Annotated in this window: 23 protein-coding genes; 12 read left to right on the top strand and 11 right to left on the bottom strand. The window is 71.6% G+C overall.

Annotated elements, in window-relative coordinates; translation table 11 throughout:
* The first annotated feature begins 240 nt into the window (after nucleotides 1-240).
* On the top strand, nucleotides 241-1,329 hold the full coding sequence (locus tag AB0I45_RS10175; protein WP_295690225.1) for a PhzF family phenazine biosynthesis protein: 1,089 nt from the start codon (nucleotides 241-243) through the stop codon (nucleotides 1,327-1,329).
* A gap of 305 nt (nucleotides 1,330-1,634) precedes the next feature.
* Nucleotides 1,635-2,564 (top strand): SDR family NAD(P)-dependent oxidoreductase, encoded by a 930-nt coding sequence (locus tag AB0I45_RS10170; RefSeq protein ID WP_345030518.1) that lies wholly within the window; start codon nucleotides 1,635-1,637, stop codon nucleotides 2,562-2,564.
* 62 nt (nucleotides 2,565-2,626) lie between these two features.
* Here the strand turns inward: AB0I45_RS10170 and AB0I45_RS10165 are convergent, their stop codons facing one another.
* From AB0I45_RS10165 to AB0I45_RS10145, 5 genes are all read right to left on the bottom strand, one after another.
* Nucleotides 2,627-4,114, bottom strand: a complete 1,488-nt coding sequence (locus AB0I45_RS10165; RefSeq protein ID WP_295690593.1) for an MFS transporter — start codon at nucleotides 4,112-4,114, stop codon at nucleotides 2,627-2,629.
* Between the two features lie 80 nt (nucleotides 4,115-4,194).
* Nucleotides 4,195-5,808: an amidase gene (locus tag AB0I45_RS10160; RefSeq protein WP_295690591.1), complete on the bottom strand. Its 1,614-nt coding sequence runs from the start codon at nucleotides 5,806-5,808 to the stop codon at nucleotides 4,195-4,197.
* 400 nt (nucleotides 5,809-6,208) lie between these two features.
* Complete coding sequence (locus AB0I45_RS10155; protein ID WP_295690589.1) at nucleotides 6,209-7,141, bottom strand: DUF4097 family beta strand repeat-containing protein; 933 nt, start codon at nucleotides 7,139-7,141, stop codon at nucleotides 6,209-6,211.
* A 126-nt stretch (nucleotides 7,142-7,267) separates the two neighbouring features.
* Nucleotides 7,268-7,912, bottom strand: coding sequence for a response regulator transcription factor (locus tag AB0I45_RS10150; protein ID WP_137318281.1), 645 nt, complete (start codon nucleotides 7,910-7,912; stop codon nucleotides 7,268-7,270).
* Entirely contained in the window at nucleotides 7,900-9,594 is a 1,695-nt protein-coding gene (locus AB0I45_RS10145) for a sensor histidine kinase (RefSeq protein WP_360318075.1), read from the bottom strand. The genes AB0I45_RS10150 and AB0I45_RS10145 overlap by 13 nt, the downstream gene beginning before the upstream one ends.
* Before the next feature lie 215 nt (nucleotides 9,595-9,809).
* Here AB0I45_RS10145 and AB0I45_RS10140 point away from each other — a divergent pair, with 215 nt between their 5' ends.
* Nucleotides 9,810-11,183 carry a beta-eliminating lyase-related protein gene (locus AB0I45_RS10140; protein ID WP_295689915.1) on the top strand — a complete coding sequence of 458 codons (1,374 nt, stop codon included), beginning with the start codon at nucleotides 9,810-9,812 and terminating at the stop codon, nucleotides 11,181-11,183.
* Here AB0I45_RS10140 and AB0I45_RS10135 read toward each other — a convergent pair.
* On the bottom strand, nucleotides 11,170-12,453 hold the full coding sequence (locus tag AB0I45_RS10135) for a CPBP family glutamic-type intramembrane protease (RefSeq protein WP_295689916.1): 1,284 nt from the start codon (nucleotides 12,451-12,453) through the stop codon (nucleotides 11,170-11,172). The genes AB0I45_RS10140 and AB0I45_RS10135 overlap by 14 nt on opposite strands.
* A 132-nt stretch (nucleotides 12,454-12,585) precedes the next feature.
* On the opposite strand from AB0I45_RS10135, the gene AB0I45_RS10130 reads away from it, so the two are divergent.
* The 4 genes from AB0I45_RS10130 to AB0I45_RS10115 all read left to right on the top strand — a co-directional run bounded on the left by AB0I45_RS10130 (nucleotide 12,586) and on the right by AB0I45_RS10115 (nucleotide 16,773).
* Nucleotides 12,586-13,872, top strand: a complete 1,287-nt coding sequence (locus AB0I45_RS10130; protein WP_137318284.1) for a histidine kinase — start codon at nucleotides 12,586-12,588, stop codon at nucleotides 13,870-13,872.
* Nucleotides 13,869-14,555 (top strand): response regulator transcription factor, encoded by a 687-nt coding sequence (locus AB0I45_RS10125; RefSeq protein ID WP_137318285.1) that lies wholly within the window; start codon nucleotides 13,869-13,871, stop codon nucleotides 14,553-14,555. The genes AB0I45_RS10130 and AB0I45_RS10125 overlap by 4 nt, the downstream gene beginning before the upstream one ends.
* A 189-nt stretch (nucleotides 14,556-14,744) precedes the next feature.
* Nucleotides 14,745-15,344 carry a hypothetical protein gene (locus AB0I45_RS10120; protein ID WP_345030531.1) on the top strand — a complete coding sequence of 200 codons (600 nt, stop codon included), beginning with the start codon at nucleotides 14,745-14,747 and terminating at the stop codon, nucleotides 15,342-15,344.
* A gap of 241 nt (nucleotides 15,345-15,585) precedes the next feature.
* On the top strand, nucleotides 15,586-16,773 hold the full coding sequence (locus AB0I45_RS10115) for an acyl-CoA dehydrogenase family protein (protein WP_247618456.1): 1,188 nt from the start codon (nucleotides 15,586-15,588) through the stop codon (nucleotides 16,771-16,773).
* A gap of 135 nt (nucleotides 16,774-16,908) precedes the next feature.
* Here the strand turns inward: AB0I45_RS10115 and AB0I45_RS10110 are convergent, their stop codons facing one another.
* Nucleotides 16,909-17,943, bottom strand: coding sequence for an alpha/beta fold hydrolase (locus AB0I45_RS10110; RefSeq protein WP_345030534.1), 1,035 nt, complete (start codon nucleotides 17,941-17,943; stop codon nucleotides 16,909-16,911).
* Between the two features lie 67 nt (nucleotides 17,944-18,010).
* On the opposite strand from AB0I45_RS10110, the gene AB0I45_RS10105 reads away from it, so the two are divergent.
* Nucleotides 18,011-18,661: a TetR family transcriptional regulator C-terminal domain-containing protein gene (locus AB0I45_RS10105; protein ID WP_345030536.1), complete on the top strand. Its 651-nt coding sequence runs from the start codon at nucleotides 18,011-18,013 to the stop codon at nucleotides 18,659-18,661.
* Here AB0I45_RS10105 and AB0I45_RS10100 read toward each other — a convergent pair.
* Nucleotides 18,645-19,013, bottom strand: a complete 369-nt coding sequence (locus tag AB0I45_RS10100) for an MmcQ/YjbR family DNA-binding protein (protein WP_345030538.1) — start codon at nucleotides 19,011-19,013, stop codon at nucleotides 18,645-18,647. The genes AB0I45_RS10105 and AB0I45_RS10100 overlap by 17 nt on opposite strands.
* Nucleotides 19,014-19,325: 312 nt before the next feature.
* Here AB0I45_RS10100 and AB0I45_RS10095 point away from each other — a divergent pair, with 312 nt between their 5' ends.
* Nucleotides 19,326-20,387, top strand: coding sequence for an alcohol dehydrogenase (locus AB0I45_RS10095; protein ID WP_345030540.1), 1,062 nt, complete (start codon nucleotides 19,326-19,328; stop codon nucleotides 20,385-20,387).
* A gap of 95 nt (nucleotides 20,388-20,482) precedes the next feature.
* Here AB0I45_RS10095 and wrbA read toward each other — a convergent pair whose 3' ends face one another.
* Entirely contained in the window at nucleotides 20,483-21,079 is a 597-nt protein-coding gene (wrbA, locus tag AB0I45_RS10090; protein WP_137318290.1) for an NAD(P)H:quinone oxidoreductase, read from the bottom strand.
* Between the two features lie 232 nt (nucleotides 21,080-21,311).
* On the opposite strand from wrbA, the gene AB0I45_RS10085 reads away from it, so the two are divergent.
* Both AB0I45_RS10085 and AB0I45_RS10080 read left to right on the top strand, forming a co-directional pair.
* Nucleotides 21,312-23,204: a glycerol-3-phosphate dehydrogenase/oxidase gene (locus tag AB0I45_RS10085; RefSeq protein WP_345030542.1), complete on the top strand. Its 1,893-nt coding sequence runs from the start codon at nucleotides 21,312-21,314 to the stop codon at nucleotides 23,202-23,204.
* A gap of 26 nt (nucleotides 23,205-23,230) precedes the next feature.
* Complete coding sequence (locus tag AB0I45_RS10080) at nucleotides 23,231-23,665, top strand: hypothetical protein (RefSeq protein WP_265808958.1); 435 nt, start codon at nucleotides 23,231-23,233, stop codon at nucleotides 23,663-23,665.
* A gap of 44 nt (nucleotides 23,666-23,709) precedes the next feature.
* Here AB0I45_RS10080 and AB0I45_RS10075 read toward each other — a convergent pair whose 3' ends face one another.
* Both AB0I45_RS10075 and AB0I45_RS10070 read right to left on the bottom strand, forming a co-directional pair.
* Nucleotides 23,710-24,384: a 4a-hydroxytetrahydrobiopterin dehydratase gene (locus AB0I45_RS10075; protein WP_345030546.1), complete on the bottom strand. Its 675-nt coding sequence runs from the start codon at nucleotides 24,382-24,384 to the stop codon at nucleotides 23,710-23,712.
* A gap of 468 nt (nucleotides 24,385-24,852) precedes the next feature.
* Nucleotides 24,853-25,431, bottom strand: coding sequence for an NAD(P)H-dependent oxidoreductase (locus AB0I45_RS10070; protein WP_247618449.1), 579 nt, complete (start codon nucleotides 25,429-25,431; stop codon nucleotides 24,853-24,855).
* A gap of 404 nt (nucleotides 25,432-25,835) precedes the next feature.
* Here AB0I45_RS10070 and AB0I45_RS10065 point away from each other — a divergent pair, with 404 nt between their 5' ends.
* Nucleotides 25,836-26,948 (top strand): YihY/virulence factor BrkB family protein, encoded by a 1,113-nt coding sequence (locus AB0I45_RS10065; RefSeq protein ID WP_265808961.1) that lies wholly within the window; start codon nucleotides 25,836-25,838, stop codon nucleotides 26,946-26,948.
* Nucleotides 26,949-26,998 lie beyond the last annotated feature (50 nt).

Raw genomic sequence — 26,998 nt, 5'->3', positions numbered from 1 at the left:
TGCTCGATGCGCCATCAGTATACTCCTACGCTCGGGCGTCGACGACGGCCCTGACGGTCACGACAGCGAGGCGCGAGACGGCGGGAAGGCGCAGAGAGGCTGGGCACGCACCGTCCAGACGCCGATGAGCACAGCACTCTCGGGCAGCACGGTTCAACAGGCGCAGTTCAACAGGCTCGGGTCGGCAGGCTCGGATCAGGGAGCGGGGAGACGGAACCGGCACGGGGATACGCTGGCCCCATGACTTCGCGACCCCTCGGCAGCTCCTCCGACACGACCGCCGACCAGTCTGTCAGCGGCCCCCGCGCGTTCCGGCAGGTCGACGTGTTCGGCTCGGCTCCCCTGGGAGGCAACCCGGTGGCCGTCGTCCACGGCGCCGACGGCCTCGACGAGGCGACGATGGCGGCCTTCGCGCGCTGGACGAACCTGTCCGAGACGACGTTCCTCCTCTCTCCCACCGACGCGGGAGCGGACTACCGGCTGCGGATCTTCACGCCGGGCGGCGAGCTGCCTTTCGCCGGGCACCCGACGCTCGGCTCCGCTCACGCCTGGCTCGAGGCCGGCGGGACACCGCGCACCGCGGGCACCCTCGTCCAGGAGTGCGGGGCCGGGCTCGTCACCCTCCGCCTGGGCGATAAGGGCACCCCGCGCGAGGCGGACACCTCCGAAGATGCATCGACGGACGCATCGATCCGGACCGGGGCATCGCCCGCACCCGAGGCGTACGCGACGATCGCCTTCTCCGCTCCTCCGCTCATGCGCTCGGGTCCGGTCGACGCGGAGACGCTCGCCGCAGCGGTCGCCGCCCTCGGCCTGCGCGAGGACGATGTCGTCGCGAGCAGCTGGGTGGACAACGGGCCCGGCTGGATGGGGATCCTCGTCCGCGACGCCGCGCTCGTCCGCTCCCTCACTCCGGACTTCTCCGCCGTCGGCGACCTCCGCCTCGGCGTCATCGGCGCCTACCCGGAGGCCGAGGCGCACATCGAGCACGAGGTGACCCAGGCCGGCGATGCGCACGCGGCACGCCCGGAGCACGCTGAGGGCACGTCGCCCGCATCCAGCACCTACGACCCCGTGCGTCCGGCCGACTACGAGGTGCGTGCCTTCGTCCCCGGCGTCGGCGTGCCGGAGGACCCGGTGACCGGCAGCCTCAACGCCGGGCTCGCGCAGTGGCTCATCGGCGCCGGCATCGCACCGCGCAGGTACACCGCCTCGCAGGGCACGCAGGTGGGTCGCACCGGCATCGTCGGGATCGAGCAGGTCGGTGAGGACATCTGGGTGTCGGGCTCCACGCGCACCGTGTTCACCGGCACCGCCGACCTCGGCTGAGGATTCCCGCAGGCTGAAGCGCAGTGATCGCACCATCGAGCTGTCACTGGTGCTCGAGATTCGCGCCCCGGATCGAGCACACGTGACAGGTCGATGGGGATCGGGCAGAAACGGCAGGTCGACGGAGCGTGCCGGCCTCGACCGGCCCCGGGCACACGCGCACGCCCTGCCGCCCACCGGCCCCACCGGCTGCACGCACTCTGCCGCCCGCACATCCGGGCGGCCGTTCCACCGACCACGCAACCTCATTTCGACCCGGCCCGCGCACGTATTCTGAAGACCCGCCCCGACGCCGAGGAGGCACGATGACTGCTCCGGATCCCACCCCCGCCCCCACGGACTCCCCCGACACCAGTGCCGCGCCTGCCGCCGCCGATCCCACCGGCACCGCGGACCGCGCCCCGCTGACCTGGTTCATCACCGGTGCGAACTCCGGCCTGGGGCTCGCGATCGCGCGCACCGCAGCCGCCGCCGGCGACCGCGTGCTCGCCACCGCGCGCCGCCCCGAGACCCTCGAACCGCTGACCGCCGAGTTCCCCGACACCGTGCGCACCGCCGCCCTCGACGTCACCCGCTCCGAGCAGATCCCCGGCGCGGTCGACGCGGCGATCGGCGCCTTCGGGCGCATCGACGTACTCGTCAACAACGCCGGCTACGGGCTGCGCGGCGCGGTCGAGTCCTGGAGCATGGACCAGCTGCGCCGCCTGTTCGACACGAATGTGTTCGGCGTCGTCGAGCTCACGCGTGCGGTGCTCCCGCACATGCGCGCGGCCGGCGGCGGCTGGATCGTGCAGATGTCCTCGGTCGCGGGATTCCGGGTGAGCCCGGGCGCGGCGGCGTACTCCGCGTCGAAGTTCGCGCTCGAAGGGCTGTCGAAGGGCCTCGCGCTCGAGGTCGCCCCGCACGGGATCGCGGTCACGCTCGCCGAACCCGGCCCGTTCCGCACGGACTTCTCCGGCCGCTCGCACGACTGGGGCGAGGAGCACCCCGCCTACACCGAGATCCTCGCCGAGGAGTTCACCAAGTACCGCGCCCGCTCCGGTAAGCAGGCCAACGATCCGGTGCGCGCCGCGGAGATCCTCGTCGACCTCGCCCACCGCCCCGACAGGCCGCTCCACCTGCCTCTCGGGCCCGAGGCGTTCGCCACCGCCCGTGGCGAATTCGGCTCCCGGCTGTCCGCGCTCGACGAGATCGAGGGCATCGCCGCGGACACCGGCTTCGCCGACGAGGCCTGAGCCGACCGCCGGTCAGCCGCCGGGGACCGTCCACCGCGGGACTGATCCACCGCGGGGCGGCCTCACCGTCTGCCGGTGTCGACGCTCCGCAGCACCGGGGTGAAGGCGAGGACGATCGCACCGAGGCCGGCGACGACCGTGATGACGAGCGCGTACCGCAGCCCGAGCGCCCCGGCGGTGAGGCCGATGAGCGGCGAGGAGCTGAGCATCGCGATCCGCAGCGCCCAGCTGGCGAGCGTGATGCCCATGCCGTGGCCGAACCCGGGGATCATCCCGGCCGCGGCGTAGGCGGTGGGGATGAACGTCGCGGATCCGTAGCCGGAGAGGAAGAACCCGACTACCACGGCCCACGGTTGGGCGACGCCCATCGCGATCAGCATGCCGATGGTCACGCACACGCCGCCGGACAGCACGACGCCGGGGCGCCCGATCCGGTCGGTGAGCCGGTCGGCGGTGAAGCGGGCGATGAGCTGCCCGGTGAGCGCGACGACGAACGCGATCCCGGCGAACTGCACGCCCACTCCGCCGACCTCGCTGAAGTACAGCGAGGACCAGTTCATGCCGAGGTCCTCGACGAAGGCGCCGAGCAGGCCGAGCGCGATGACGCCGGCGAGGAGCGCCCACTTCGAGGGGGCGGCTGACCGGTCCGGGCCCGAGGCGCTCGACGCCGGCCGTGCCGCCTCGCCTCCGGCTGTGTCCCCCACCGAGGTGCCGTCCGGAGTGCCGGTCTCCTCGGCTGCGGTGGCCCCCGCTGCCGGTCTCGCATCCGCCGGGCTCGCCCCCGGTACGGCACTCGCCCCCGCGACGTCGGTCGTCTCGCCGGAGTCGTCCTCGTCGGGGATGACGGTGCGCTTGCGGGGTGCAGGGCCCGTGCGGTCGGACGCGAAGGGGTTCGGGCCGGACAGTCGCCACGCCCAGAGCGCGAGGCCGACGCCGATCGCGCCGCTCACGCTCAGGTGCGCCCACAGCGGGATGCGGAGGGTGGAGGCGAGGAGGCCGAGGCCGCCGCCGGTCACCGAGCCGACGCTCCAGATCGCGTGGAGGGAGTTGAAGATCGAGGTCCCGCGCGCCTGCTCGACGATGAGGCCGTGGACGTTCTGCGCGGCGTCGACGACGGCGTCGAGGAACCCGGCGAGCGCGATGAGTCCGGCGACGATCCACGGGATCGCAGGGGCCCAGGCGGCCGGACCGCCGGACCCGGGGCCCGTTCCCGCCTCGGCCCCGGGCCCGAGGGCGGCGACGGCAGCCGCGGCGGTGAACACGAGGGCGAGCACCGCGGTCCCCGCACTCGCCACCGCCGCGGCGCCGAACCGGCGGATGAGCGGGGCCGGCAGGGCGGCCGCGGCGATCGAACCGACGGGCAGCGCTGCGATGATGAAGCCGAACTCGACCTCCGTGAGGGCGAGGAGGCCCTTGACCTCGGGCAGGCGGGTGAGGAGCCCGGAGATGAGGAAGCCGTTGAGGAAGAAGAAGAGGGAGGCGCCGAGCCGGGCGCGCGCGTGATGAGCGCGCACCGCGGGGTCCGTGCGCGGCTCCTCGGCTGGTTTCATGGCCTCCCGAGTCTAGTGGCCTGCCCCTGCCGCCCGCACTGCGAGCTCGGTCACAGGACGAGGTCGTGCTGCCGGGGCGGTCATTCCCCCGATGACGTCAGCCGCACCGCGAGGTCGACGAGCTCGGTATCGCGGCCCGGGGCCATGACGAGCTGCACCGAGGCGGGGAACTCGCCGCCTCGCGCCTCGGGAGCCCCGCGCACCTCGGGGACCCCGCGCATCCCGGCGCCGCTGGCACCGGACCCACCGCCGACGAGCGGCGAACCTCCGCCGAGGAGGTCGACGGGGACGGAGATCGCCGGCCAGCCGAGCAGGTTGATGAGCTGGGTGTAGAGACGCAGCTGGTTGCGCACGTGCTGGTCGGCGTCCTCCCACGCCACGGGTTCGGTGCCGAGGGTCGGGAGGACGAGCGCGTCGAGCCCGGCGAGCTGGGCGAGCGCCGCGGTCCGGAGCGCGTCGAGCTCCTCGAACGCCGCCGCGTGGGCCTCGTCGGTGATCCGCGCGTCACCCTCGAGGTTGCGGAGGATCTGCGGCTGGAAGTCCCGCCGGCCGGCGTCGAGCGCCGCGCGGTGGATCCGGTAGGTCTCGTAGCCGCGGATGTGCGCGAAGACATCCGGCATCCGGTCGAAGGCGAACGGGGCGGGGTCGACCGGGGTGAGCGCGACCCCCGGCAGCTTCGCGAGTGCAGGTTCGGCCCGGCGGGACATCCACTCCTCCCCGCAGTCGGCGGCCTCCGTGGTGAGCAGGCCGAGGGCGAGCGGGGCTTCGGTGCGCGCGGCCTCGGTGTACGGCTCGATACCGTGCGGGGCGTCGGCACGGGGGCGCACCGTGGGCGAGTCCAGGGTGTTCGAGCCTTCGACCTGCTGGGCCTCGGTGCGCGAGGTCTCCGCGTGCGCGGTCCACTCCTGCCACAGGAGCTGCATCTCCGCCGGGGTCCGCGTGAAGAATCCGACGGTGTCGAGCGTGGTGGACAGCGGGGCGACCCCGCCCTTCGGCACCCGGCCGAGCGAGGGCTTGAATCCCGTGATCCCGGCGCAGGCCGCGGGCACGCGCACGGACCCGGCGGTGTCGGTGCCGATCGCCACGGGCACGATCCCGGCGGCCACCGCGATCGCCGAGCCGTAGCTCGACCCGCCGGTGAGGAAACCCGGTCGCAGCGGATTCACGCCGCGACCGTGGGCACTCTCCTCGCCGAGGATCCCGTAGGAGTGCTCGTGGCACGTCGTCTTCGCCACCGGCACCAGGCCCATCTCCTCGAACCGGAGGACCACCTCGGCCGAGGCGCCCGCCGGCTCCTCGGGCCGCACGGTCGATCCCATGGTCGTGGTGACCCCCGCGAGGTCGATGACGTCCTTGATGACGAACGGCACCCCGTCGAGCCGGGAGCGCGGGGTCCCGCCGGCGCGCCGGGAGTCGACCTCCCGCGCGGCGGTCCGCGCGTGCTCGGCGACGCGCTCCGTCTGAGTCGCGGGCACGTGCGGTGGGGCGACGACGGCGTTGAGGCGTCGACCCTCCGTGTGGCAGGCCTGCAGCGCGGCCTCCACGCTCGGCTCGGCTGAAGCGGTGCGGTCTCCGAGAGCGGCAGCCAGCGCGACGAGATCGACGAGCGAGTCAGGCGCAGTGTGGGAAGCAGCGTCGGTGCGGGAGGCGGGGTCGACGTGAGATGCGGGGTCCGTGTGAGGCGCAGGGTCCATGGCTCCGTTCTACCCCCCATCCGCCGCACGGGGACAGGGGTCATCGGACCGCGCCCTCACCGATCGCGGCCCCACCGACCGCAACCTGACCTACCGAGCCCCAGCGCACCCGGGCCGGGCACCCGCCGCCGCCCGCTGCGGCGGACCCGCGCTCCTCCGGCTCCCGGCCCGGCCGGGCGCAGACGCGCCCGAGGCGACACGGGCCTGGCATCCGACACGAGCCCGACATCCGACACGGAGCTGACGCATGACGGCGGCCTGACACGCGATGCCGGCGCCTCCCCTCGAACGGGAGGCGCCGGCGTTCGGTGCGAGCGAGCCGCGATGACGACCGTCCGCTCCGGTCGATCTGCCGGACCGGTGATCGTTCCCGGATCCGGTCGTCACCGACTGCGCGGGCTCACCGGTACGCGATGGACACCGAGCCCGAGGTGGCGTCGAGGGTGATCGGGATGACGACCTCGGCGGAGGCGGGCGCCTCGTCGATCGCGATGTCGACCCTGCCGCTCGTCGAGCGCGTGCTGAGCCGGTACCCGGTGGCTTCCGTGTCCTCGACGTCGACGATCTCCGGGACGAAGAGCTCGACGGCCCCGGTCTTGCCGTTGATGTCGATGCCCTCGGTCGGGAGGGTCCGCGTGCCGAGCCGCGCCTCGACCCCACCGGTGTCGGTGTCGACCGTGAGCTTCTTCGCGACCGACAGGTCGTCGATCTCGACGGCGCCGAACTGGGTGTCGAAATCCGCGGTGCCGACGCTGCCGGATGCCCGCACGGCGCCCGTCGAGGTCTGCAGGCGCAGCGAGTCGGCGACGACATCGGCCTCGAGGTAGCCGGAGTTCGTCTCCGCGACGATTCCGCGGTAGGTCCCGTCGATCGAGGTCCGAGCGAAGTTCGAGGTGCTCGTGACGTCGAGCTCCTGCGCCTGGGACTCGGGCACCTCGACGGTGAGGGTGACCCGGTCGTTGCCGCCGCCGAGCACCGAGTCTCCGAGCCCGGTGAGCCCGACGGTGGTGACGCCGCCGGAGACGTCGACGGAGACTGCGGGGTCCTCCGCGCTCGACCCGCGGTAGTGGAAGGACACCGAGCCGGTCTTCCCCGGCGTGGTGACGATCCGGACGCGGGCGTTGCTCGCGTCGACGACGAGCTCGGACATGGTCTCCGGCAGGTCGACGGTCTCCGAGGTCTCATAGGTGTTGACGCGCTTGGTGAAGTCGATGATCGCGCCGGTCAGCGGCAGGATGAGCGCGATGACGGCGATGGCGGCGATGATCAGGCGGATGGCGAGGCGGAGGCCGGGGTTCATGCCGGCGGGTCCGGGAGTGCTGGGGGATGACATGGCGTGTCCTTTCGGGACTGCGGTGCAGAAGATCGATGCGGGGGCGGAGCCGCGGGTCGGTGGCGAGGTCGCGCGGTGCGGGCCGGACGCGGAGTCGAACGGGCCGGTGGTCAGGCTTTCGGGCTGTCAGGCGCGGAGGAAGCGGAGCACGGCGAGCACGCGCCGGTTCTCCGAGGTGTCGGCGGTGAGGCCGAACTTCGTGAACACCGAGCTGATGTGCTTCTCCACCGCGCCGGCGCTGAGGTACAGCGTCGAGGCGATCGCGGCGTTCGACTTTCCCTCCGCCATGAGCTGGAGGACCTCCCGCTCGCGCGGCGACAGCGTCGCCAGACCGTCCTGCTTGCGGGAGCGGACGAGGATCTGGGTGACGACCTCGGGGTCGAGCACCGTGCCGCCGGAGGCGACCTCGGTGACGGCGGCGAGGAAGTCGTCGACGTCGGCCACCCGGTCCTTGAGGAGGTACCCGAACCCGCCGGTGTTCTCCGCGATGAGCTCGGCGGCGTAGCGCTCCTCCACGTACTGCGAGAGGACGAGCACACCGGTCTCCGGGTTCTGGCGGCGCAGCAGGACGGCGGCCCGGATGCCCTCATCGGTGAAGGTGGGAGGCATCCGCACGTCGACCACGGCGAGGTCGGGGCGGTCGGTGTTGACGGCGGCGAGCAGCCCGTTGGCATCGGACACCGCACTCGTCACCTCGTGGCCGAACTCGGTGAGCAGGCGGACGATTCCTTCGCGCAGGAGGACGGAGTCCTCGGCGATCACGATGCGCATGGTACCTCCGCAACGATGGTCGTGGGTCCGCCTGCCGGGCTGGTGAGGCTGAGCGTGCCGCGGGCGGAGGTCACCCGGTCGGCGAGCCCGGCGAGGCCGGTGCGGCTGCCGTCGCGATTCACCTGCGCTCCTCCCCGTCCGTCGTCGGTGACGCTGATCTGCATCGATCGTCCGTCACCCACGATACCCACCCGGGCGCGGCTCGCACCGGAGTGCTTGGCGATGTTCGTCAGCGATTCGTCGACGACGAAGTAGGCGACGGACTCCGCCTCGGTGCCCGGTCGGCGCGGCAGGTCGATGTGGACGTCGACGAGGATCACCGAGCGGGCGGCGAGCGCGGAGATCGCCGGGTCGAGGCCGCGGTCGGTGAGCACCGCGGGGTGGATGCCGCGGGCGAGCTGGCGCAGCTCGGTGATCGCGACCTTGCTCTCCGCGTGCGCCTCGGTGAGGAGCTGGCGGGCGTCGTCGGGGTGGGAGTCGAACTTCGACTTCGCCATCCCGAGCTTCATCGACATCGCGACGAGCATGGGCTGCACGCCGTCGTGGAGGTCCCGCTCGATCCGCAGCCGTTCGGCGGTGGCGGCATCGACGGCGCCCACGCGGGCCCGGTCGAGGGTGTGGACCTCGGCGCGGAGTGCGGCGGCCTGGGTGGCCGGGAGCAGTCCGCGGTCGAGTGCCCGGTCGAGGTAGGGCGCGAACCACAGGAGGGTGAGGGCGACGAGGATGCCGGTCACGCCGAGTGCCCCGTTGAGCAGCCGGAAGCCGGCCGCCGCCGGGTCGCCGATCGTGAACACCTCCGCCGAGGCGGGGGTGATGGCGCCGGCGAGCAGCACGAGTCCGAGGCCGGCGCCGACGATCGCAAGCGTGAAGGCGAAGAGCCCGTAGAGGGCTTTGACGATGTGGTGTGCGGTCGAGCGCCAGAACGCGCTCGAGCGCAGGATCAGCCACTGGGTCTCGAGGAAGCCGGCGAATCCGGTGCGCCGGGAGACTGGTGGGGTCGGTGCGGGGATCCCGTCGGCGTACACCGCCTCTGCGCGGAGGCGCTCGACGTGGTTGATCCCGCGCTGGAGCAGGAACCACAGGAACAGGCAGATGATGCCGGCCCCGGCGGCGAAGATCCCGCCGATGCCGACGAAGAGGATCGAGATCGGCAGCCACAGCCACATCACACCGATGACGGCGGAGACGATGACGTTGGCGGCGCCGAGGAATCCGGGAGGGGCGGGGTTCCAGGAACGCTCCGCCGGCTCGGGGGCACCGGTGGCGGTGGATGCGGTGGCGGTCGACGCAGCGGTGGCGACGGTGGCGGGTTCCCCGGGTGCCGAGGCCCCGGCCCCGGGGCCCGTCCCGAGGTGCGTGGTGCGCGGGAGGTCCGCGGGCCGGGCCGGGGCCGGGGCGGGCGCCTCGAGCGTGGCGGTCGGGGCCGAGGCACCGGCCGGGTATTCGCGGGTCGAGTACTCGCCGGCTGCGTGTTCGCTGGTCGCGTTCTCGCGGGTCGAGGCACCGGCCGGGTACTCGCGGGTCGGGGCGGGTGAGGGGATCGGCCGGGTGGCGGGCACCTCGGCGGCGGGCGCCTCGGGACCGGGCAGCTCGGGGGCGGCGTCGTGGGCGGCCGGCCGGGGATCGGCGGACGGGTGGACGGGCGGTGCGTCGGGCCGCGGGGGCGGGGATTTCTCATTCATGCTGTCACCGTACGGATTCCGGGCATGCGCCCACTATGCGGTGGACCGTCCACCCGGCTTCGGGTTTTCCCGACCCGGGGCAGGGGGACGGGCGGACGCCGCGTCCGGCCGGGCCCGCCTCGCTGCGTCTCATGCCCTCCATCCGGCCATTGTCTCCCACCGGCGGATCGGTGAGGATGGCCTGAGTGTGACCGCCGTCATCCGAGAGGACCCCCATGCGCCTGTCGTCCCGTCCCTGGCTCCCCGCCGCCTCACGCGAGCGGATCTCCGCCGTCACCGCGCACACCTTCGCCGACACCGCCGCCCCGGGGAGCATCACCGCCGCGATCGAGGCGCTCGCACGGGACAGCGAGCGCTACTACTCCGAGCAGGCGCTCAACCTCAACCCCGCCTCGAACGTCATGAACCCCCGGGCCGAGGCGCTGCTCGCCGCCGGCATGGGGCCACGCACCTCGCTGGGCTACCCGGGGGCGAAGATCGAGACCGGGCTGCGGGAGCTCGAGGCGATCGAGGTCATCACCGCCGAGCTCGCCGGCCGCGTGTTCGGCGCCGACTACGCCGAGGTGCGGGTGATGTCCGGGGCGATGGCCAACCTCTACTCCTTCATGGCGACGTGCCGGCCCGGGGACTCGATCATCGCCTCGCCGGCGACGATCGGCGGGCACGTCACCCACCACCGCGACGGCGCGGCCGGTCTCTACGGGATCACCACGCTCGAGGCGCCCGTCGACGCCGCGCGCTACTCGGTCGACGTCGATGCGCTCGCCGCGCTCGCCCGGGAGGTCCGGCCGGCGCTCATCACGCTCGGCGGCTCCCTCAACCTGTTCGAGCACCCGGTGGCCCGGGTGCGCGAGATCGCCGACGAGGTGGGCGCGCGGGTGCTGTTCGACGCAGCCCACGTGTCCGGGATGATCGCCGGCGGGGTGTGGGCGAACCCGCTCGCCAAGGGCGCCCACCTCATGACGATGAGCACCTACAAGAGCCTCGCCGGCCCGGTCCACGGCCTCGTCCTGACGAACGAGGCGGAGCTCGCCGAACGCGTCGAGGCGATCGCGTTCCCCGGCCTCACCGCGAACTTCGATGTCGGCGCGGTCGCCGCTCTCGGGGTGACGCTCGCGGACTGGACGGCGTGCGGGGCCGACTACGCGCGGACCATGCGGGAGACCGCCGGCGTCCTCGCCGAGGAGCTCGCCGCCCGGGGCATCGCGCCGTTCAGGGGTGCGGACGGCTTCACCGATTCGCACCAGTTCGCGCTCCTCGCCGCACCGTTCGGTGGCGGCTCCGTCATGGCCGCCGCGCTCGAACGGGCGAACCTGCTCGCCTACGGGATCGGCCTGCCCGGGCCGGAGGTCGCCGGCGACACGAACGGCCTGCGGATCGGCACCCCGGAGCTCGCTCGCCGCGGGCTCACCGTCGCCGACATGCCGCAGCTCGCGGACTTCATCGCGCGCGCACTCACGGCCGGCGAGTCGGGACTCGCCGGCCGTGGATCCGGTGCGGATGGCGCCGGTGACCCGGCCTCCGCGCTCGCCGCCGAGGTGGCGGCATGGCGGGCCGGGTTCACCGGGGTCCGGTTCACCGCCGGCTGAGGGGCTGCGAGGAGGTGGCGGGTGCCGTTGACCCGGTAGGAGCCGTTGACCCGGTAGGAGCGGTTGACCCGGTGGGAGCCGTCACGGCGACCAGGGCAGGGGTGCCGGCGGGCGTCTCGGGCCCGGTGACCGATCCGGCGAGCGCCTCGGGCCCGGTGACCGATCCGGCGAGCGCCGGAGCCGGGGTGCGGAACTGGTCGGCGGCGCGGCCCTGATCGGGGCTGTTGGACTGATCGGTGCGGCCGGGCAGGTTGGTGCGGCCGGTCCGGTCCCAGCGGGGCAGTCGCCACAGGGCGATGGCGGTGAACACGACCGTGGTGGCGACCGCCACGGCGACCCCGATCGCCTGGATCTCCGTGACGTTCATGTCGACGAGGCCGAAGGCTGCGAGGACGAAGATCAGCGTGTTGTTGACGACGTGGAGCCCGATCGCGAGCTCGAGCCCGCCGGACCGGTGGGTGAGCACACCCATCGCGACGGCGAAGACCGTGATGTCGATGAGGCCGATCCAGTTGTAGTCGTGGGCGATGACGAAGAACGGCACCGGCGCGAGGTACGCCCAGGCGGGGTGGCGCAGCCAGCCGCCGATGACCTGCGGCAGCACACCGCGGAACGCGAGTTCCTCCGCGGCGGCCTGGAAGGGCACGAACAGCAGGGCGATGAGCAGCGCGACGAGCGTGCGCTCGTCGATCACCGGGTGCGGGATCGGTTCGCCCAGGCCCAGCAGCGAGGACACGAGCATCGAGGCGCCGATGAGCACGAGCGACAGGATCATCGACCGGCCGAGCAGGCCCCACCGCATCCGGCCGGTGACGGACAGCAGCGAGCCGACCGGGCGACCGCCGCCCAACCGGACGCCGATGAGGCAGGCGGGGATGAGGACGATGAGGGTCAGCAGGGAGTAGAGCTGGACGATCGGAGCGCCCATGTCCGTCTCCCCTGCGGTGAAGGTCTCGATGATCGGGGTGCCGCCGGGCAGGAGCGCGGCGATGCCGAAACCGACGGTGACGAGGACGAGGAGGACGAGGTAGGTCGCGCCGGTGGCGAGCAGGGTGAGCAGCGGGCGCCACCACCGGTGGGAACCGTGCGCGCGGCCGAGCAGGTGGAACGGGACGGGCGCGGCGGACGCAGCGGCGGCGGTGCCGGGCGCCGGGGTTGCCGCGGTTGAGCCGGGTGCCGCGGCGGGCTCGGCGCCGGCCGCGGGTCGGGCCGCCGAGGATCGGGCGGCGGGGGTGGTCAGGGATGCGGAGGATGCGATGTATTCGTTCATGTCTTCAGTCTTCGCGCCTCGTCACGCCCGCGGTATCGGTCAGCGGGGTGAACGCGCGCGGCGAAGGGATGATGTCGGATCATCCCTTCGGACGACAGCGGCCGGGCCCGGGCGCGCCCTAGGATCGAGGGGATGACGACTCTGCCCGCTCCGAACCCCTGGACCCGCCGTGCGGTGGTCGCGACGATCATGGTCGCCGGCGTGCTCCTCGGCCTGGGCCTGCTCCTCTTCACCGTCTGGACGTACATCGACCCGGTGGCGGCGGGAGTGGAGCCGATCCCCCAGGAGCGGGCCTACGCGCTGTTCCTGGTCCAGGTCGTGACCGGGGTCGCGGGGATCGTCCTCACCCCGTTCGCCCTCCGCCACTCCGCGGCGGAGGCCGACCCGCTCGGCACCGCGAGCGGGCCGCGGTCGGCGCTGATCTGCGGCCTCCTCGTCATCGCACTCGGGATGTTCTCCCCGCTCGGAGTGCCGCTCGCGGTGGTCGTCCTCGTCTCCCACTGCTCCCGCCGGTCCATCGCCTGGCCGGTGGCGGCCGTCGTGACGTATGTCGTGGGCGCCTTCGTCGCCGAGCTCCTCGGCGTCGACGGGGATCCGGGTTTCGCCTGGGGGTACCTCGCGCTCAGCCTCGTCATCCCGGTGATCGCCCTGCTCATCGGGATGATCCGCAGGCGACGTCGCGAGAACCGGCAGCGTGTTCTCGCGCAGGCCCGGATGACCGAGGCCGAATCCGCCGCGCGGGAGGACCGCGCCCGGATCGCCGAGCGCACGCGGATCGCCCGCGACATGCACGATTCCCTGTCCCACCGCCTCAGCCTCATCGCGATGCACGCCGGCGCGCTCGAGTACCGGGCGGAGACCGACCCGGAGGACGTCCGGGAGAGCGCGGCCACGATCCGCGAATCCGCCCACGCCGCCGCGGCCGACCTGCGCGCCGTGCTCTCGGTGCTCCGCGAGGAGCAGGAGAACACCGCGCCGCGCCTCGACCTCGAGGAGCTCGCCGCCGAGGCGCGCCGGGCCGGCACCCCGGTCGACATCACGTGGGAGGCGCCGCTGTCACCGGCCGACCACTCCCGGGCGCCGACGCTCATCGCCCACACGCTGTACCGGATCGTCCAGGAGGGGCTGACGAATGCGCGGAAGCACGCGCCCGGCGCGCCGGTCCGGGTGACGGTCAGCCCGGCCCGCCGCGCGGTGGTGCTCCGGGTGAGCAACCCCGGGCCGGCCGATCCTGCCGTCGGGATGCCGCCGGGAGGGACCGAGGCGCGCGTGCCGGGGTCCGGCCTCGGGCTCGTCGGGCTCGACGAGCGGGTCAGGCTCGTGGGCGGCACCCTCGAGGTGCGGCCGGCGGGCCCGGGACACGACGAGCACATCATCACGGCGACCCTGCCGTGGGAGACGGGAGACCGACGAGCATGACCGCACCGCACGCCCAGAACCCCGCACCCGAACGGATCCGCGTCGTCATCGTCGACGACGAACCGCTCATGCGCACCGGCCTGCGCCTCATCCTCGGCGGGGCTCCCGATATCGAGGTCGCCGGCGAGGCGGGCAACGGCGAGGAGGCGCTCGCCGGGATGCCCGGGTGGGCGCCCGGCGTCGTCCTCATGGACATCCGGATGCCGGTCCTCGACGGGATCGGCGCGACCCGGGCGATCGTGGAGGGTGCCTCGGACCCGGCCCGCGCACCCCGGGTGCTCGTGCTCACCGCCTTCGACACCGACGGCTTCATCCTCGAGGCGCTCCGCGCCGGGGCGGTCGGTTTCCTCCTCAAGGACACTCCGCCCGCCGAGCTCGTCGGTGCCGTGCGCTCGGCGGCCGCGGGGACGAACGCGATGAGCCCGAGCGTGGTGCGGCGTCTCGTCGACCTCGCCGGCGCCTCGGCCCCGGCCGCGGAACCGCCGGCCGACCCGCTCGCCGGGCTCAGCGCGCGCGAGCGTGAGATCGCCGAGTGCGTGGCGGCGGGGATGACGAACGGGGAGATCGCCGCACAGCTCTTCGTGTCGCTGCCGACGGTGAAGACCCATGTGGCGCGGGTGTTCGACAAGCTCGGGGTGACCAACCGGGTGCAGCTCGCGATCCTCGTCCTCGAAGCGCGGTGAGGAGCGCCGGCGTGTGCTCGCGGTTCCGGGAGCGCACAGTGGCACCGGGAGTGCACGATGTTTCCAGGAGTACACGGTGGCTCCAGGAGTGCACGATGGCACCGGCCGGATGTGGACTCCCCGTGAGATCCCCGGCGCACCGGGTCGGCCGTGGCTCTGTGAGCGGGTGCGGTTTGTAGAGTGGTCGGCATGACGGAACAGGTGTCGACGAACGGGCCGAGCCCCCTGCGGTCGCGCACCCGGACCCTGACCCTGTGGTGGATCGCCGCCGCCGGCGGACTCACCCTGTCGGTGGTGTTCCACATGACGCAGGCCTTCACCCCCGGGACCGTGAGCATGCTCGGCGGGCCGGAGATCAGCTCCGTCTACGACCAGCCCTCGATCGTCATGTTCTCCGTCGACCTGTGCCTCGGGGTGCTCGCGCTCGCGCTCCTGCCGGCCGCTCTCACCCACGACCCGATGGAGGTCGAGGAGTCCTACGTCGGTCCGCCCTCGGCGCTCGTCGCCGGGCTCGTCGTGCTCACCGTCTGGATGGTGTCCGTCATGGCCGCGCCCGCCGGGGCGATCGTGCTCATCTCGATCTCCTCCCGGCTGTCGGCCAATTGGACGGTGCCGGCGGTGTTCGCCTCGCTGCTGTCGATCGTCGTGTACGAGCTCACGATGTCGACCGACCTCGGCATCGACTGGGTGGTCATCGCGATGGCGATGGGCGTGACGCTCGCACTCGTGGGCGTCGGCGCCCTGCGCGGCACCCTGATCCGTCGCCAGGCGCGCGCCGCCGGCGGGTGACCGCCGGGCGAAGTGTGGTGGTTCCGGCGGAGAGTAGGACGAACAATGCCACCACTCTCCGTCGTAAGTCCCACAGTTCGCGCGATGCCGGCGCTCGTGCCGCCTCGGCCGCGACTCGCCGCACGCCTCGGCTGGGATGCGGACCTCACTGTCCCACCGATTGATTCTCGCTGTAACATGAAACACGAATGATTGATACCCGATTGGTTCAGGTCCGTTCGGGTGGCAAAGGAGATGTTCGATGACGCACAAGCCCCGTCCGCGCCCCGATACCCCGCACTACATGACCGAGGACCGCGTCGAGCTCCAGAAGCTCGCGCGCCAGTTCGCCCGCGAGGTCGTCCTGCCGATCGCCGACGAGGTCGACCCCGAGGAGGGACAGTTCCCCGCGGAGATGGTCCAGCAGATGGCCGACATGGGCTTCTTCGGCATCCTCATCCCCGAGGAGTACGGCGGCCTGGGACTCGGCGTCTTCGAGTACTGCCTCGTCGCCGAGGAGCTGTCCCGCGCCTGGATGAGCGTCGGTGGACTGCTCGCCCGCGGCAACGGCATGGGCGGCGGCTTCTCCGAGGAGCAGGAGCAGCGGCTCCTGCCCAAGGTCGCCACCGGCGAGTACCTGGGCGCATTCGCCCTGTCCGAGGCCGAGGCCGGCTCCGACGTCGCGAACATCAAGTGCAAGGCGACCAAGGACGAGGCCACCGGCGAGTGGGTCATCAACGGCACCAAGATGTGGTGCACCTACGCCGACCAGGCCGACTACATCATCCTCTTCGCCCGCACGAGCGTCGACGAGGACCCGAGCAAGCGCCACCGCGGCATCTCCGCCTTCCTCATCGAGAAGGAGCGCGGGACGTTCCCCGAGGGCATGTCCGGCACCCCGGCGCGCAAGATCGGGTACTTCGGCTGGAAGACCTGGGACCTCAACTTCGACAACTTCCGCCTGCCCGCCGATGCGCTGCTCGGCGAGGAGGGCAAGGGCTTCTACCAGGCCGTGTCCGGGCTCGAGGTGGGCCGCGCCCACACCGCCGCCCGCTCGATCGGGCTGGCCCAGGCCGCGCTCGAGGACTCCATCGACTACATGCACCAGCGCACCCAGTTCAACCACAAGCTCGCCGACTTCCAGCACCTGCGATTCAAGGTCGCGGACATGGCCGCGCAGATCGAGGCGTCCCGCCAGCTCATGTACCACGTGTGCACCCAGATCGACACCGGCCGCCGGTGCTCGAAGGAGGCCGCGATGGTCAAGTACCTCGCCGCGGAGATGTCGGAGAAGGTGACGAGCGAGGCCGTGCAGATCCACGGCGGAGCCGGCTACACCAAGGACTTCGCCGTCGAACGGCACTGGCGCGACGCCCGCCTGACGAAGATCTTCGAGGGCTCCTCGGAGATCCAGATGCGCATCATCTCCGACGAGCTGCTGGGCCGCTGAGGCGCCGGGCCGCCGCGGCTCGACCCCACGCTCGAACCAGCGATCTCCGGCGGTTCCGCTCTCAGGAACCGCCGGAGATCGCTGTCTCAGAAGGTCACTTGACCGAGCCGCCCACTCCTGGCGCTCGGAACCGGGTCACCGCTCCGATCGGGACCAGAATTCTGCGAGATCACGGCCGAGCGCCTCGGCCTCCTGCATCGGCAGCGAGTGCGTGGCACCGGCCCACAGGGTCACCTCGGCGTCCGGCAGCAGCTCGTCGGCGCGACCGGCCGCCTTCTCCCCGCCCGCCAGGGAGTCGGTATCGCCGAACGCGGCGTACACGGGCATGGTGAGCGCACGGAGCTCGTCGTCATCGAGCACTGCCGGCATCGGGAGCGCGGAGTGATAGTGCTCGCTGCCCGCACTGATCATGCGCGCCACCGGGTCCTCGGGATCGTAGGGGACTCCCCCGATCTCACCGAGCGCACGGTTGCGCAGACCCTCGGGGATGAGTGGCAGTGATCCGACCATCGCCCAGGCGAACTTCCCCACGGGCGGGTTCGCCACGGTCATGAACGGCTCGAGCAGGGTCAGCGATGCGACATCGCCGGGATGGGACAGGGCATAGGCTGCGGCACCTGCGCCGCCGAAGGAATGCCCGACCACGTGCGCACCGTCGGGAGCGAGCTGGGCCAGTGCCTCGGAGATCCACTCCGCCTGGTCCTCGAACGAAGCGATCGGCACCCCCTGCACCGACATCCCCGCGTCCCCGATCGCGTCGAAGGCGATCACCCGGCGGTGGGCTGCGAATCCCGCGAGATTCTCCGCCCACATCGGGACTCCCGAGGACATTCCCGGGATGAGCACGACCGGGACGGTGCCCTCGGCCTCCGGGCTCGACCATTCGTAGGCGCGGACGGTCCCGAACGCCGTCGGAAGGTCGTGGACCGCGGTGGACTCGGGCAGGAATCGCATCGCCGCGTCGTACGACTCGGTGTAGTCGGCCCGGCCTTCGGCGGTCCGGAAGTGCCCGACGCCCGGGGCTCCGAAGAAGAACTCCCCGGTTGCGACGATACCGACGATCGCGAGGAGCACCGTCACGGCTCGGGCGACCCGGGATCCGCAGCCGCCGCGCCGCCGAACCTCGGTCGGCCGGGCGTCCTCCTCGGTGGTCATGGTCGCCTCGGTCATCGGCACCTCCCCTTTTACAGTACGTTCATACTGTAAACGGAGAGGAGTTGTTCCGTACAGTCGTCACATGCCCAAGATCGTCGATCACGCCGAGCGCCGCAGCGAGATCGTCGTCGCACTGTGGTCCACCATCTACGCCGAGGGGATCAGCGGCGTCTCATTCGCCGCGGTCGCCCGTCACGGCGGGATCTCGATCGGCCGGATCCAGCACTATTTCGCCACCAAGCGCGACCTCGTCCTCGCCGGCGTGCGCGCGATCGTCGCGGCGGCGGAAGAGGATTTCCGGTCGACTCCGGAGGGATCCGAAATCCCCGGGGACGAGCCCGCACGATCGTCCCGCGCAACCCCGATCGATAAAGGGGACGCGACCGATCACGCCGTCGACACGCTCCGCTCGCTCCTCACCGGGCAGATCCCCGAAACGCAGGAGGCCCGGATCGGATCAGCCGTCTGGTCCGCCTACCTCGCGGCCTCGATGGCGGATCGCGAGATCGCTGCAGTCGTCCACGATGCGCTCGGCGGCACGCGGGAGCTCATCGCACAGCTCGTCGCGCAGATCCGACCGGACCTCGCACACGCAGAGGTCGGTACCCTCGCACTCCGCCTCTCCGCCCTGCGCGACGGACTCGCGCACGAGGTGCTCCACGGCACCGCAGCGCCGGAATCCGCCCGGGCGGTGATCGAATCGGAGATCGCCGCACTCACCAGCCGGGGGTGAGGGCGAAGCTCGCACGGATGAGGCACTGCACCTCGGCGGCGTCGAGCGCATCCTCCGCGTCGCCGAGCAGCACGCTCGCCCAGCTGCCCTTGTGCATGTGATAGGCGGGGAGGACGCCGCCGCCGTCGAGCAGCGCATCGAGCTCGTCGGGGTCGACCTTGATGTTCATGACCTCGTGGACCGCGTCCCCGGCCAGTCCGAGCTTCTCCGCGGGCACGTCCATGACGAGCGCGAACCACTTGCCCGTGTCCGCGTGCCGCAGCACCGCGTAGTCCGGGTGGTGCATCCACGGGAAATCCGGTTCGATCGAGAACTCCTCGGCGACGAACGCGAGCACTGCGTCCCGGTCCATGTCATCCCCTTCCGTCGTGGAACCCGCGGCCGAGGCGCCCCGCGCCCCGCCAGCACCACGATCCCACCCCGCAGCACACCTCGCCAATCCCGTGGTCCTGCATCCTCAATGCGACCGCTTCCCACCGATGCAACTGCTTCTCCTCTGTTTCGAAGCCACTGGGCCGGAATTCGTTCGTCCATCGGAGAAACAGCTGCATCGTGCGTCCGAACGGCCGCCGTGCACCAGCATGCGGACCTGTCTCGACACCCGCCACCGGGAGTGATGGAATATGAGCACCCGCTTATGCGCAGTTGATCGAGGAGGATCAGGATGCAGGTTTTCGCCGTCCACGGCCCCGGAGAGCCCGTCAAGGAGATCGAGGTTCCCACACCGGAGCTCGCCGGGAAGGAAGTGATCGTCCACATCACCCACTCCGGCGTCTGCCACTCCGATGTCCACTGCCAGGAGGGGCACTTCGACCTCGGTTCGGCCGGCAAGCTGCCGATCGCAGCCTCCGGCGTCCAGTGGCCGGCGGTGTTCGGCCACGAGATCGTCGGCACCGTCGTCGCCGCCGGGCCCGAGGCCACCGTGCAGCCCGGTGACACGCAGTACATCGTCTTCCCGTGGATCGGCTGCGGCAAATGCCAGGCCTGCCGCGAGGACCGCGAGAACTACTGCCCGCGCGGCCGCAACCTCAGCGTCGGCCTGCGCGGCGGATTCGCGCGCGAGGTGTGGGTGCCCGACGAGCGCTACCTCATCGAGCTCGGTGACCTCGACCCGGCCTGGGGCGCGACGCTCGCCTGCTCGGGCGTGACGAGCTACTCCGCGGTGAACAAGGTGCTCCCGCGCGGCGAGGAGGATGTCGTCGCCGTGATCGGCGCCGGCGGTGTCGGCCTCATGGCCGTCGCGATCCTCAACGCCCTCGGGCACCAGAAGATCGCGGTCGTCGACGTCAGCGACGAGAACCTCGAGATCGCGAAGAAGCTCGGGGCGACGATCACCTTCAACTCGAAGGTCGAGAACCCGACCGCCGGTCTGATCGAAGCCGCCGGGGGCAAGATCGCCGCGGCGATCGACTTCGTCAACAACGGCGCCACCGCGTCGATGGCGCTCGGCGCGCTCCAGAAGGGCGGCCAGCTGGTGAGCGTCGGACTGTTCGGCGGCGAGCACACCTACCCGACGACTCTGCTCGCCCTCCAGGTGTTCACCATCCAGGGCAACTTCGTGGGCAGCCTGCCGGAGCTCAAGGCGGTCGTCGAGCTGGCGCGCACCCACGACCTGCCCCAGCTCCCGATCGTCGAGCTGCCGCTGAGCGCGGACAACATCAACGCCTCACTCGAGGACCTCGCAGCGGGCAAGTCGCGCGGTCGCACTGTGCTCGTGGCGGACTGATCGCCGAAGGCGGGCCGGCCGCACCGGAGCCGTCCGACACAGTCATGCCCCGCAGAACCGCTCGGTTCTGCGGGGCATGGCTGTGCGGGTGCGGATCAGGCGAGCTTGCCGGCGACCTCGACGACGCGCTTCGACATGTGCTCGAGGGCGTCGATGGTCGGCTGCTCGAGCTCGTTCTGATTGTCCCCACCGGTGACGTGCGAGACGCCGTAGGGGTTCCCGTCGACGAACTTGAGCTGGTCGGTGTAGCCCGGGGCGACGATGATGCCGCCGAAGTGCATGATCATCTGGTACATGTGCTGCAGGGTCGTCTCCTGCCCGCCGTGCGCGGTCTGGGACGAGGTGTAGGCCGCGTAGACCTTGTTCGCGAGCTTGCCCTGTCCCCACAGCCCACCGAGCGTGTCGATGAACGACTGGAACGAGCCGGTGACGTTGGAGTAGCGGGTGGGCGAGCCGAAGATCACGGCGTCGGCCCACACGATGTCGTCGCCGGTGGCGGCGGGCAGGTCCTTCGTCGCCTCGTAGTTGGCGCTCCAGGCCGGGTTCTCGGCGAACACCGAGGGGTCGACCTGCTCCTCGATGTGGCGGACGCGCACCTCGGCGCCGGCGGCCTGGGCGGCGCGCTCGATCTCGGCGGCCATCTTCGTGCCGTGGCCGGTGGCGGAGTAGTAGATCACTGCGAGCTTGGTCATGTGGATCCCCTGTCGATCACGGGTCGGATCTGTTGAAATCTGAACCATCTGACGTCTTCACCCTAGTCAGCGGTCTCCGGTCCCGGCCAGCATTCCGCCCGGATACCCAGCGGACGTGGATACGATGATCAGACCGGACCCGAGCAGGACCGGTCCGGAACGTGCCGCCGCCCGACATCGGTGGCGCGGACCGCCGGGTGCCGCCCCGGGCGCCGGCAGAGGAGTGATGAGAATGCGCACCGGAAGACTCGACCCCGCCGCCCGCTCCCGGGCGATCGACACCCTGGCCCGCACCTCGGCGGCGACTCCGCTCGACATCCTCGTCGTCGGCGGCGGAGTGACCGGCGCCGGCGTCGCCCTCGATGCCGCGACCCGCGGCCTGCGGGTGGGGATCGTCGACGCGGGCGACTGGGCCTCGGGCACCTCCTCGAAGTCCTCGAAGCTCGTCCACGGCGGCCTGCGCTACCTCGAGATGCTCGACTTCGCCCTCGTCGCCGAGGCGCTCCGCGAGCGCGATCTGCTCCTCACCACCCTCGCCCCGCACCTCGTGCGCCCCGTGTCCTTCGTGTTCCCGCTCGACTCGCCCGTCGCCGACCGCGCCTACATCGGCTCGGGCATGACGCTCTACGACGCGATGGCGATCCGCCCCGGGACGCGCCGCGCGATGCCGCTCCACCGCCACCTCGGCCCGCGCGGCCTGCGCAGCCGCTTCCCCGGCCTGCGCACCGAGCACGGCGGGATCGAGTACGGCGACGCGCAGGTCGACGACGCCCGCCTCACGCACACGCTGATCCGCACGGCCGTCGCCCACGGCGCGGTGGCGGCCAACCACGCCCCGGTCACCGGCTACCTCCATGCGTCGGAGAGCACGGACGGGGCTGCTGGCGGATCCGCAACCCCGAGCAACAGCGACGGCGAGAGCGGGAGCGACGGCAGTGGCACCGGCAGGGCTTCCGGCGGGGACACCGGCAGGGCTTCCGGAGCAGACAGTTCCGCGGGCCCAGCCTCCTGCACAGAGGATCCCGCGGGCCGGGGCACCGGCCGGCCCATCGTCGGGGTGCGCGCCCGCGACGAGCTCACCGCGGAGGAGTTCACGATCCACGCCCGCCACACCGTGCTCGCCACCGGCGTGTGGACCGAACGGCAGCAGCAGCTCACCGGCTCCTCCGCCGGGCTGCGGGTGCTCGCCTCCAAGGGCATCCACATCACCGTGCCGCGGGACCGCATCGCCGCCGACCCCGGCCTCGGCGTCATCACCCGCACGGAGACCTCGGTGCTCTTCATCATCCCGTGGGACGAGCTGTGGCTCATCGGCACCACCGACACCCCGTGGCGCGAGAGCGTCAGCCACCCGCTCGTCACCGCCGAGGACATCGAGCGGGTGCTCGCCAACGCCAACGCCGTGCTCAGCGAGCCGCTCGAGCGCACCGACGTCGTGGCCGCCTACGCCGGCCTGCGCCCGCTCGTGCAGCCGCCGGCGGATTCCGACGACAGCACCCGGGTGTCGCGCGAGCACGCGATCGAGGAGGTCGCGCCGGGCGCCTCGGCGATCGTCGGCGGGAAGCTCACGACCTACCGGGTGATGGCGGAGGACGCGGTGGACTTCGCGCTCCGCGCCCGCCGCCCGCACCCGCGCAGCCGAACCGAATCCGTGCCGCTGCTCGGCGCGGACATCACGGAGATCACCGGCCCGCGCCGGGAGCGGCTCCGCGCCGCCCACGGCTGGGACGACGCGCGCCTCGGCCGGCTGCTCCGCCGCTACGGCTCGCTGCTCGGCGAGCTGCTCGACCTCATCGACGAGCGCCCCGAGCTCGCGGAGCCGCTGCCGGGAGCGCGGGAGCACCTTGCGGTCGAGGCGGTCTATGCGGTGCGAGCCGAAGGCGCTGTGCACCTCGCCGACGTGCTCCACCGACGGCTGCGCTGCGACCTCGCGTGCGCCGATCGGGGCGTGGAGGCGGCTCGGGCTACCGTCGCTCTCATCGCCCCGGACCTGGGCTGGGATGCCGAGGCGACCGCCGCCGAGCTCCGGGAGTTCACCGCGGAGGTTGCCGCCCAACGTGCGGCGGAGCGCACGCGGACCGACGCCGAGGCGGTCGCGGAGTACGCCGCCCGGAGCCGGGTGTGAGCACGGATACGGGTGCAGGAGAACAGATGACTGCGACGGGCAGCAGGGAGACCCGCCGGGTGGTCGACTGGCTCCTGCCGATCGACCCGGCCGCACATGCGGAGCATCTGCCTGCGGACTGGCGCACGCGCCGGGACGCGAGCGCGGTGTGGGAGGCGATCGGGCGATCCCAGCCCATCGGGCGATGGTGCCTGCGCAGCGGGTACCGGACCATGCGTTCGGGTGATCGGATCTGGGCCTACCTGTCGCGCCGCCAGGAGGTGTGCGCGGTCGGCGCGGTGAGGGAGGTCGTGGAGGACACGGAGTGGTTCGTCCTCATCGACTGGGACGAGCCCCGCACCGCGAAGCTGTGCCGCGACCCGCTGCCGCGTGCGGTCTTCGGGCAGGTGCCGATGTCGACGTGCCGAGCCGGGGTGCGTGCCGCCTCGGCGCTGGCGGAGCGCTTCGCCGCGCTCGGGTGAGGCCCGGGTCCGGCCTCTGCTGAGGCTCGTGGCGGAGGCTCGGGTCAGGAGTCGCCGCTCGTGCAGATGCAGGCGCGGTTGCCCTGCTTGTCCTCGAGGACGGTGAAGCTCGGGGCGTGGCTGGTGTCGACGACGGTGCCGCCGGCCTTGACCGCCCGCTCGACCCGGGCCTGCGCCTGGTCGTCGGGCACCCACACGTCGAGGTGGAAGCGCTGCCGAGGGGTCTCGTGCTGCTCGGTGAGCTGGAACCACAGGGGCGGCACCTGGCCGGTGTTCTCCGTGACCGTTCCGCCGTAGGACGAGAAGAACTCCGCGGAGCCCTGCACGCGTCCGATGTCGCCGTCGAGCACGGCGGCCCAGAACGGTGCGATGGATTCTGCGCGCACGCTGTCGAGGGCGATCTCGATCTCGGTGAGCCGCTCCGGTGCGGCGCTCACGCCGAGCCGGGCGGCGATCCCGCTGATCGTCTCCGCCATGTCGAGGTCGCGCTGGGTGACCCCGCCGGCGCTGTGGCTCACGAGGGCGAGGTCGACGTGGAGGTACCGGAGGTCGATGTCCGGGTGGTGGTCGGCGGTCTCCGCCGCCTCGGCCACGGCGTCGACGAAGCGGATGCCGGTGGCGAAGTCCCCGGTGAGGAACCGCGCGCGGACGATCCGGTTCATCAGGCGCCACTGAGCGGGGAGGTTCGCGCGGATGACATCGCCGGTGAGGATCTTCATGGACCGATTATCCCGTGTCCGCGCGCCCGTGTCAGCCCCCGATCCCCCACCCGAGACCTCAAAATGCGAAGGTTCCTGGGAACCGATCCGCGATGTATCGCAAGGTCACTGGCGCTCCTCGTCACAGGCGCACCGCGTCACAGGCGCTCCGCGTCGAACTGCGCGGTATCCCGATCCAGGCGCGCAATGACGCGTTCGAATCGGGATACCGCGCAGTTCGTCGGAGACAAGCCCGATACCGCCTGCCCCGACGCGAGCGGGGCGCCGTTTTCGCTCCCGCGAATCGGACGCCAATAGAGTCGGGCACCGATAGGTCGAAGGCCAAGAGAGTCAAACGCCCATAGATCGAGTGCCAGAAGAGTCTTGCGCCTTGAGGCCGGCCGGGCGTCTGCAGGTCGAGTGCCAAAAGTGTGCAATTTCTCGCGGTTCCGTTCACAGGAACCGCAAGAAGTTGCACTCTGGGCGGAATCAGGCGTCGGTCATCGCGGCGCGCTTCTCGCGTGCGCCGACGAGTGCCTCGCCCCAGAGCACCATGTCGTCGATCATCGAGGCGAACGGCTGGACCGAGACCTCCTGCGGGGCGAACTGCCCGTCGGTGAAGTCGGTGAAGATGCTGAAGGAGGTCTGGTCGCGCACCACGGCGACCCGCGAGTTCGCAAGGATCAGGCGCAGGTGCTCGGCCGCGCGCACGCCCTTGTCGGCGCCGTAATTCACGATGCCGGCGACCTTGTGGTTGAACTCGAGGCTGACGTAGTCGAGGGCGTTCTTGAGGCCGCCGGGGACCGAGTGGTTGTACTCGGGAGTGACGAAGATGTAGCCGTCGAACTCGGCGAGCTTAGCGCCCCACGCCTTGGTGTGGTCGTTCTGGTACATGTGCGCGCCCGCCGGGATCGGCTCATCGAGGACCGGCAGATCGAAGTCGTCGAAGCGCACGATCTCGGCCTCGATCCCGCCGCGGGCAGCGAGCTGCTGGGCCACCCAGTCGACGACCTGGGGGTTGAGGGCATTGGGTCGGTTGGTCCCGGCGATGATGGCGATCTTCAGCATGTCTCTCCTGTATGAGTTGGCGGATGTCGAGGGGATGCCGTGCGGCGGAGCCGGACTACCGCGACCGCCGGTGCTGCGGCGGTGGCCGACCGACGCCCCGGATCCCTGCGTCTTCACTCAGACTAACTTAGTTCAAAGTTAAATCATTCCATGGCTGGTGAGGGTTTCCTCACAGCGCCGCCCCACCCGGTACCGTGCCGCCGGCTCCTCCAGACCGTCGCCGAGGCGCCCGCCCCATCCCAGCACCGCCCTCGGCCCAGCCCCCAACCGCGCCACCGCCCTCACCGCGCCACCGCCCTCACCGCGCCACCGGCCGCCCGGCGCGCGGCCGCCCGGTACGACCGGCGTACACTCACGCAAGACCCCTTGATGCAATCCCCGCCCGCGCAGCGAACGGAGCCGGCATGGCCAGCCACGAGAAGCACATCGAGAGCCCCCTGTCCGGCATCGACGACACCGCGCATCCGCCCCGGCGGGTGCGGCACCCGTCCCACGCCGACAAGCCGGACTCCCCGAGCGATCTCACCAAGCCCTCGTGGAAGAACATCGCGCGCACGACGTACCGGGAGTACCTCGACGACGAGTGCATGGACCTGGCCGCCGGACTCACCTATCGCATGGTGCTGTCGACGTTCCCCGCGCTCATCGCGCTCGTGTCCATGCTCAGCCTCGTGGGCCAGAGCGGATCGCTCGAAACCGTCCTCCAGCAGGCCGACCGCGTGGTCCCCGCGGACACGTGGAAGATCATCGAGCCGGCGCTCTCCGCGGTCCTCACCGCTCCTGCCCCCGGGCTCGGCCTCGTCCTCGGTCTCGTCATCGCACTGTGGACGGCCTCGGGCTACACCAAGGCATTCGGCCGGGCCATGAACCGGATCTACGACGTCCCCGAGGGACGCGGTCTCATCAAGATCAACGCACAGATGTACCTATTCACGGCTCTCCTGCTGGCCCTCGGCGCGATCGCACTCGTGATCTTCGTCGTGTCCGGCCCGATCGCGGAGTTCATCGGCGGTCTCATCGGACTCGGCGGGACGGCGGTGACGGTGTGGAACATCGCCAAGTGGTTCCTGCTCGCCGGCGTCGTCATCGTCGTCGTCGCGCTCCTCTACTACGCCACCCCCAACGTCAAGCAGCCGCGGTTCCGCTGGATCAGCATCGGCGCCGTCGTCGCGATCGTCGTCTCAGTCCTCGCGACCCTCGGTTTCTTCTTCTACGTGACGAACTTCGGCAACTACAACGCGACCTACGGGGCGCTCGCCGGCGTCGTCGTCCTGCTCCTGTGGCTCTACATCGTCAACGCGGTGCTCCTCCTCGGAGCGGAGATCGATGCCGAGCTCGAGCGCGGTCGCGAGCTCCAGGCGGGACTGCCGGCCGAGCGGGAGATCCAGCTGCCGCCGCGCGACACCACCGCGAGCGACACCCGTGAGAAGAACTTCGCCGAGGACGTCGAGCGGGCGCGCGCCCTGCGGATCTCCGCGGGCGAGACCGCCGAACCCGACGAGGCGCCCCGCAGCTGACAGCCCACCGAACGCCCCTCGCCCGCTCCGCGGACACGCGTTGACCGCCC

The sequence above is a fragment of the Brevibacterium sp. NPDC049920 genome, assembly GCF_040656435.1.
In the GTDB taxonomy this organism is placed as follows: Bacteria; Actinomycetota; Actinomycetes; order Actinomycetales; family Brevibacteriaceae; genus Brevibacterium; species Brevibacterium pityocampae.
The sequence above is the reverse complement of the archived record's forward strand: the minus strand, read 5'-3'. Positions and strand labels throughout refer to the sequence as shown.

Excerpts from the sequence above, each read along its gene's own strand:
- AB0I45_RS10170 (WP_345030518.1), top strand. The coding sequence starts at position 1,635 with ATGACTGCTCCGGATCCCACCCCCGCCCCCACGGACTCCCCCGACACC.
- AB0I45_RS10155 (WP_295690589.1), bottom strand. The coding sequence starts at position 7,141 with ATGTCATCCCCCAGCACTCCCGGACCCGCCGGCATGAACCCCGGCCTC.
- AB0I45_RS10065 (WP_265808961.1), top strand. The coding sequence starts at position 25,836 with ATGGCCAGCCACGAGAAGCACATCGAGAGCCCCCTGTCCGGCATCGAC.
- AB0I45_RS10105 (WP_345030536.1), top strand. The coding sequence starts at position 18,011 with ATGCCCAAGATCGTCGATCACGCCGAGCGCCGCAGCGAGATCGTCGTC.
- AB0I45_RS10075 (WP_345030546.1), bottom strand. The coding sequence starts at position 24,384 with ATGAAGATCCTCACCGGCGATGTCATCCGCGCGAACCTCCCCGCTCAG.
- AB0I45_RS10145 (WP_360318075.1), bottom strand. The coding sequence starts at position 9,594 with ATGAATGAGAAATCCCCGCCCCCGCGGCCCGACGCACCGCCCGTCCAC.
- AB0I45_RS10150 (WP_137318281.1), bottom strand. The coding sequence starts at position 7,912 with ATGCGCATCGTGATCGCCGAGGACTCCGTCCTCCTGCGCGAAGGAATC.
- wrbA (WP_137318290.1), bottom strand. The coding sequence starts at position 21,079 with ATGACCAAGCTCGCAGTGATCTACTACTCCGCCACCGGCCACGGCACG.
- AB0I45_RS10100 (WP_345030538.1), bottom strand. The coding sequence starts at position 19,013 with ATGGACCGGGACGCAGTGCTCGCGTTCGTCGCCGAGGAGTTCTCGATC.
- AB0I45_RS10110 (WP_345030534.1), bottom strand. The coding sequence starts at position 17,943 with ATGACCGAGGCGACCATGACCACCGAGGAGGACGCCCGGCCGACCGAG.
- AB0I45_RS10125 (WP_137318285.1), top strand. The coding sequence starts at position 13,869 with ATGACCGCACCGCACGCCCAGAACCCCGCACCCGAACGGATCCGCGTC.
- AB0I45_RS10140 (WP_295689915.1), top strand. The coding sequence starts at position 9,810 with ATGCGCCTGTCGTCCCGTCCCTGGCTCCCCGCCGCCTCACGCGAGCGG.
- AB0I45_RS10120 (WP_345030531.1), top strand. The coding sequence starts at position 14,745 with ATGACGGAACAGGTGTCGACGAACGGGCCGAGCCCCCTGCGGTCGCGC.
- AB0I45_RS10070 (WP_247618449.1), bottom strand. The coding sequence starts at position 25,431 with ATGCTGAAGATCGCCATCATCGCCGGGACCAACCGACCCAATGCCCTC.
- AB0I45_RS10175 (WP_295690225.1), top strand. The coding sequence starts at position 241 with ATGACTTCGCGACCCCTCGGCAGCTCCTCCGACACGACCGCCGACCAG.
- AB0I45_RS10095 (WP_345030540.1), top strand. The coding sequence starts at position 19,326 with ATGCAGGTTTTCGCCGTCCACGGCCCCGGAGAGCCCGTCAAGGAGATC.
- AB0I45_RS10165 (WP_295690593.1), bottom strand. The coding sequence starts at position 4,114 with ATGAAACCAGCCGAGGAGCCGCGCACGGACCCCGCGGTGCGCGCTCAT.
- AB0I45_RS10135 (WP_295689916.1), bottom strand. The coding sequence starts at position 12,453 with ATGAACGAATACATCGCATCCTCCGCATCCCTGACCACCCCCGCCGCC.
- AB0I45_RS10160 (WP_295690591.1), bottom strand. The coding sequence starts at position 5,808 with ATGGACCCTGCGCCTCACACGGACCCCGCATCTCACGTCGACCCCGCC.
- AB0I45_RS10080 (WP_265808958.1), top strand. The coding sequence starts at position 23,231 with ATGACTGCGACGGGCAGCAGGGAGACCCGCCGGGTGGTCGACTGGCTC.
- AB0I45_RS10085 (WP_345030542.1), top strand. The coding sequence starts at position 21,312 with ATGCGCACCGGAAGACTCGACCCCGCCGCCCGCTCCCGGGCGATCGAC.
- AB0I45_RS10115 (WP_247618456.1), top strand. The coding sequence starts at position 15,586 with ATGACGCACAAGCCCCGTCCGCGCCCCGATACCCCGCACTACATGACC.
- AB0I45_RS10130 (WP_137318284.1), top strand. The coding sequence starts at position 12,586 with ATGACGACTCTGCCCGCTCCGAACCCCTGGACCCGCCGTGCGGTGGTC.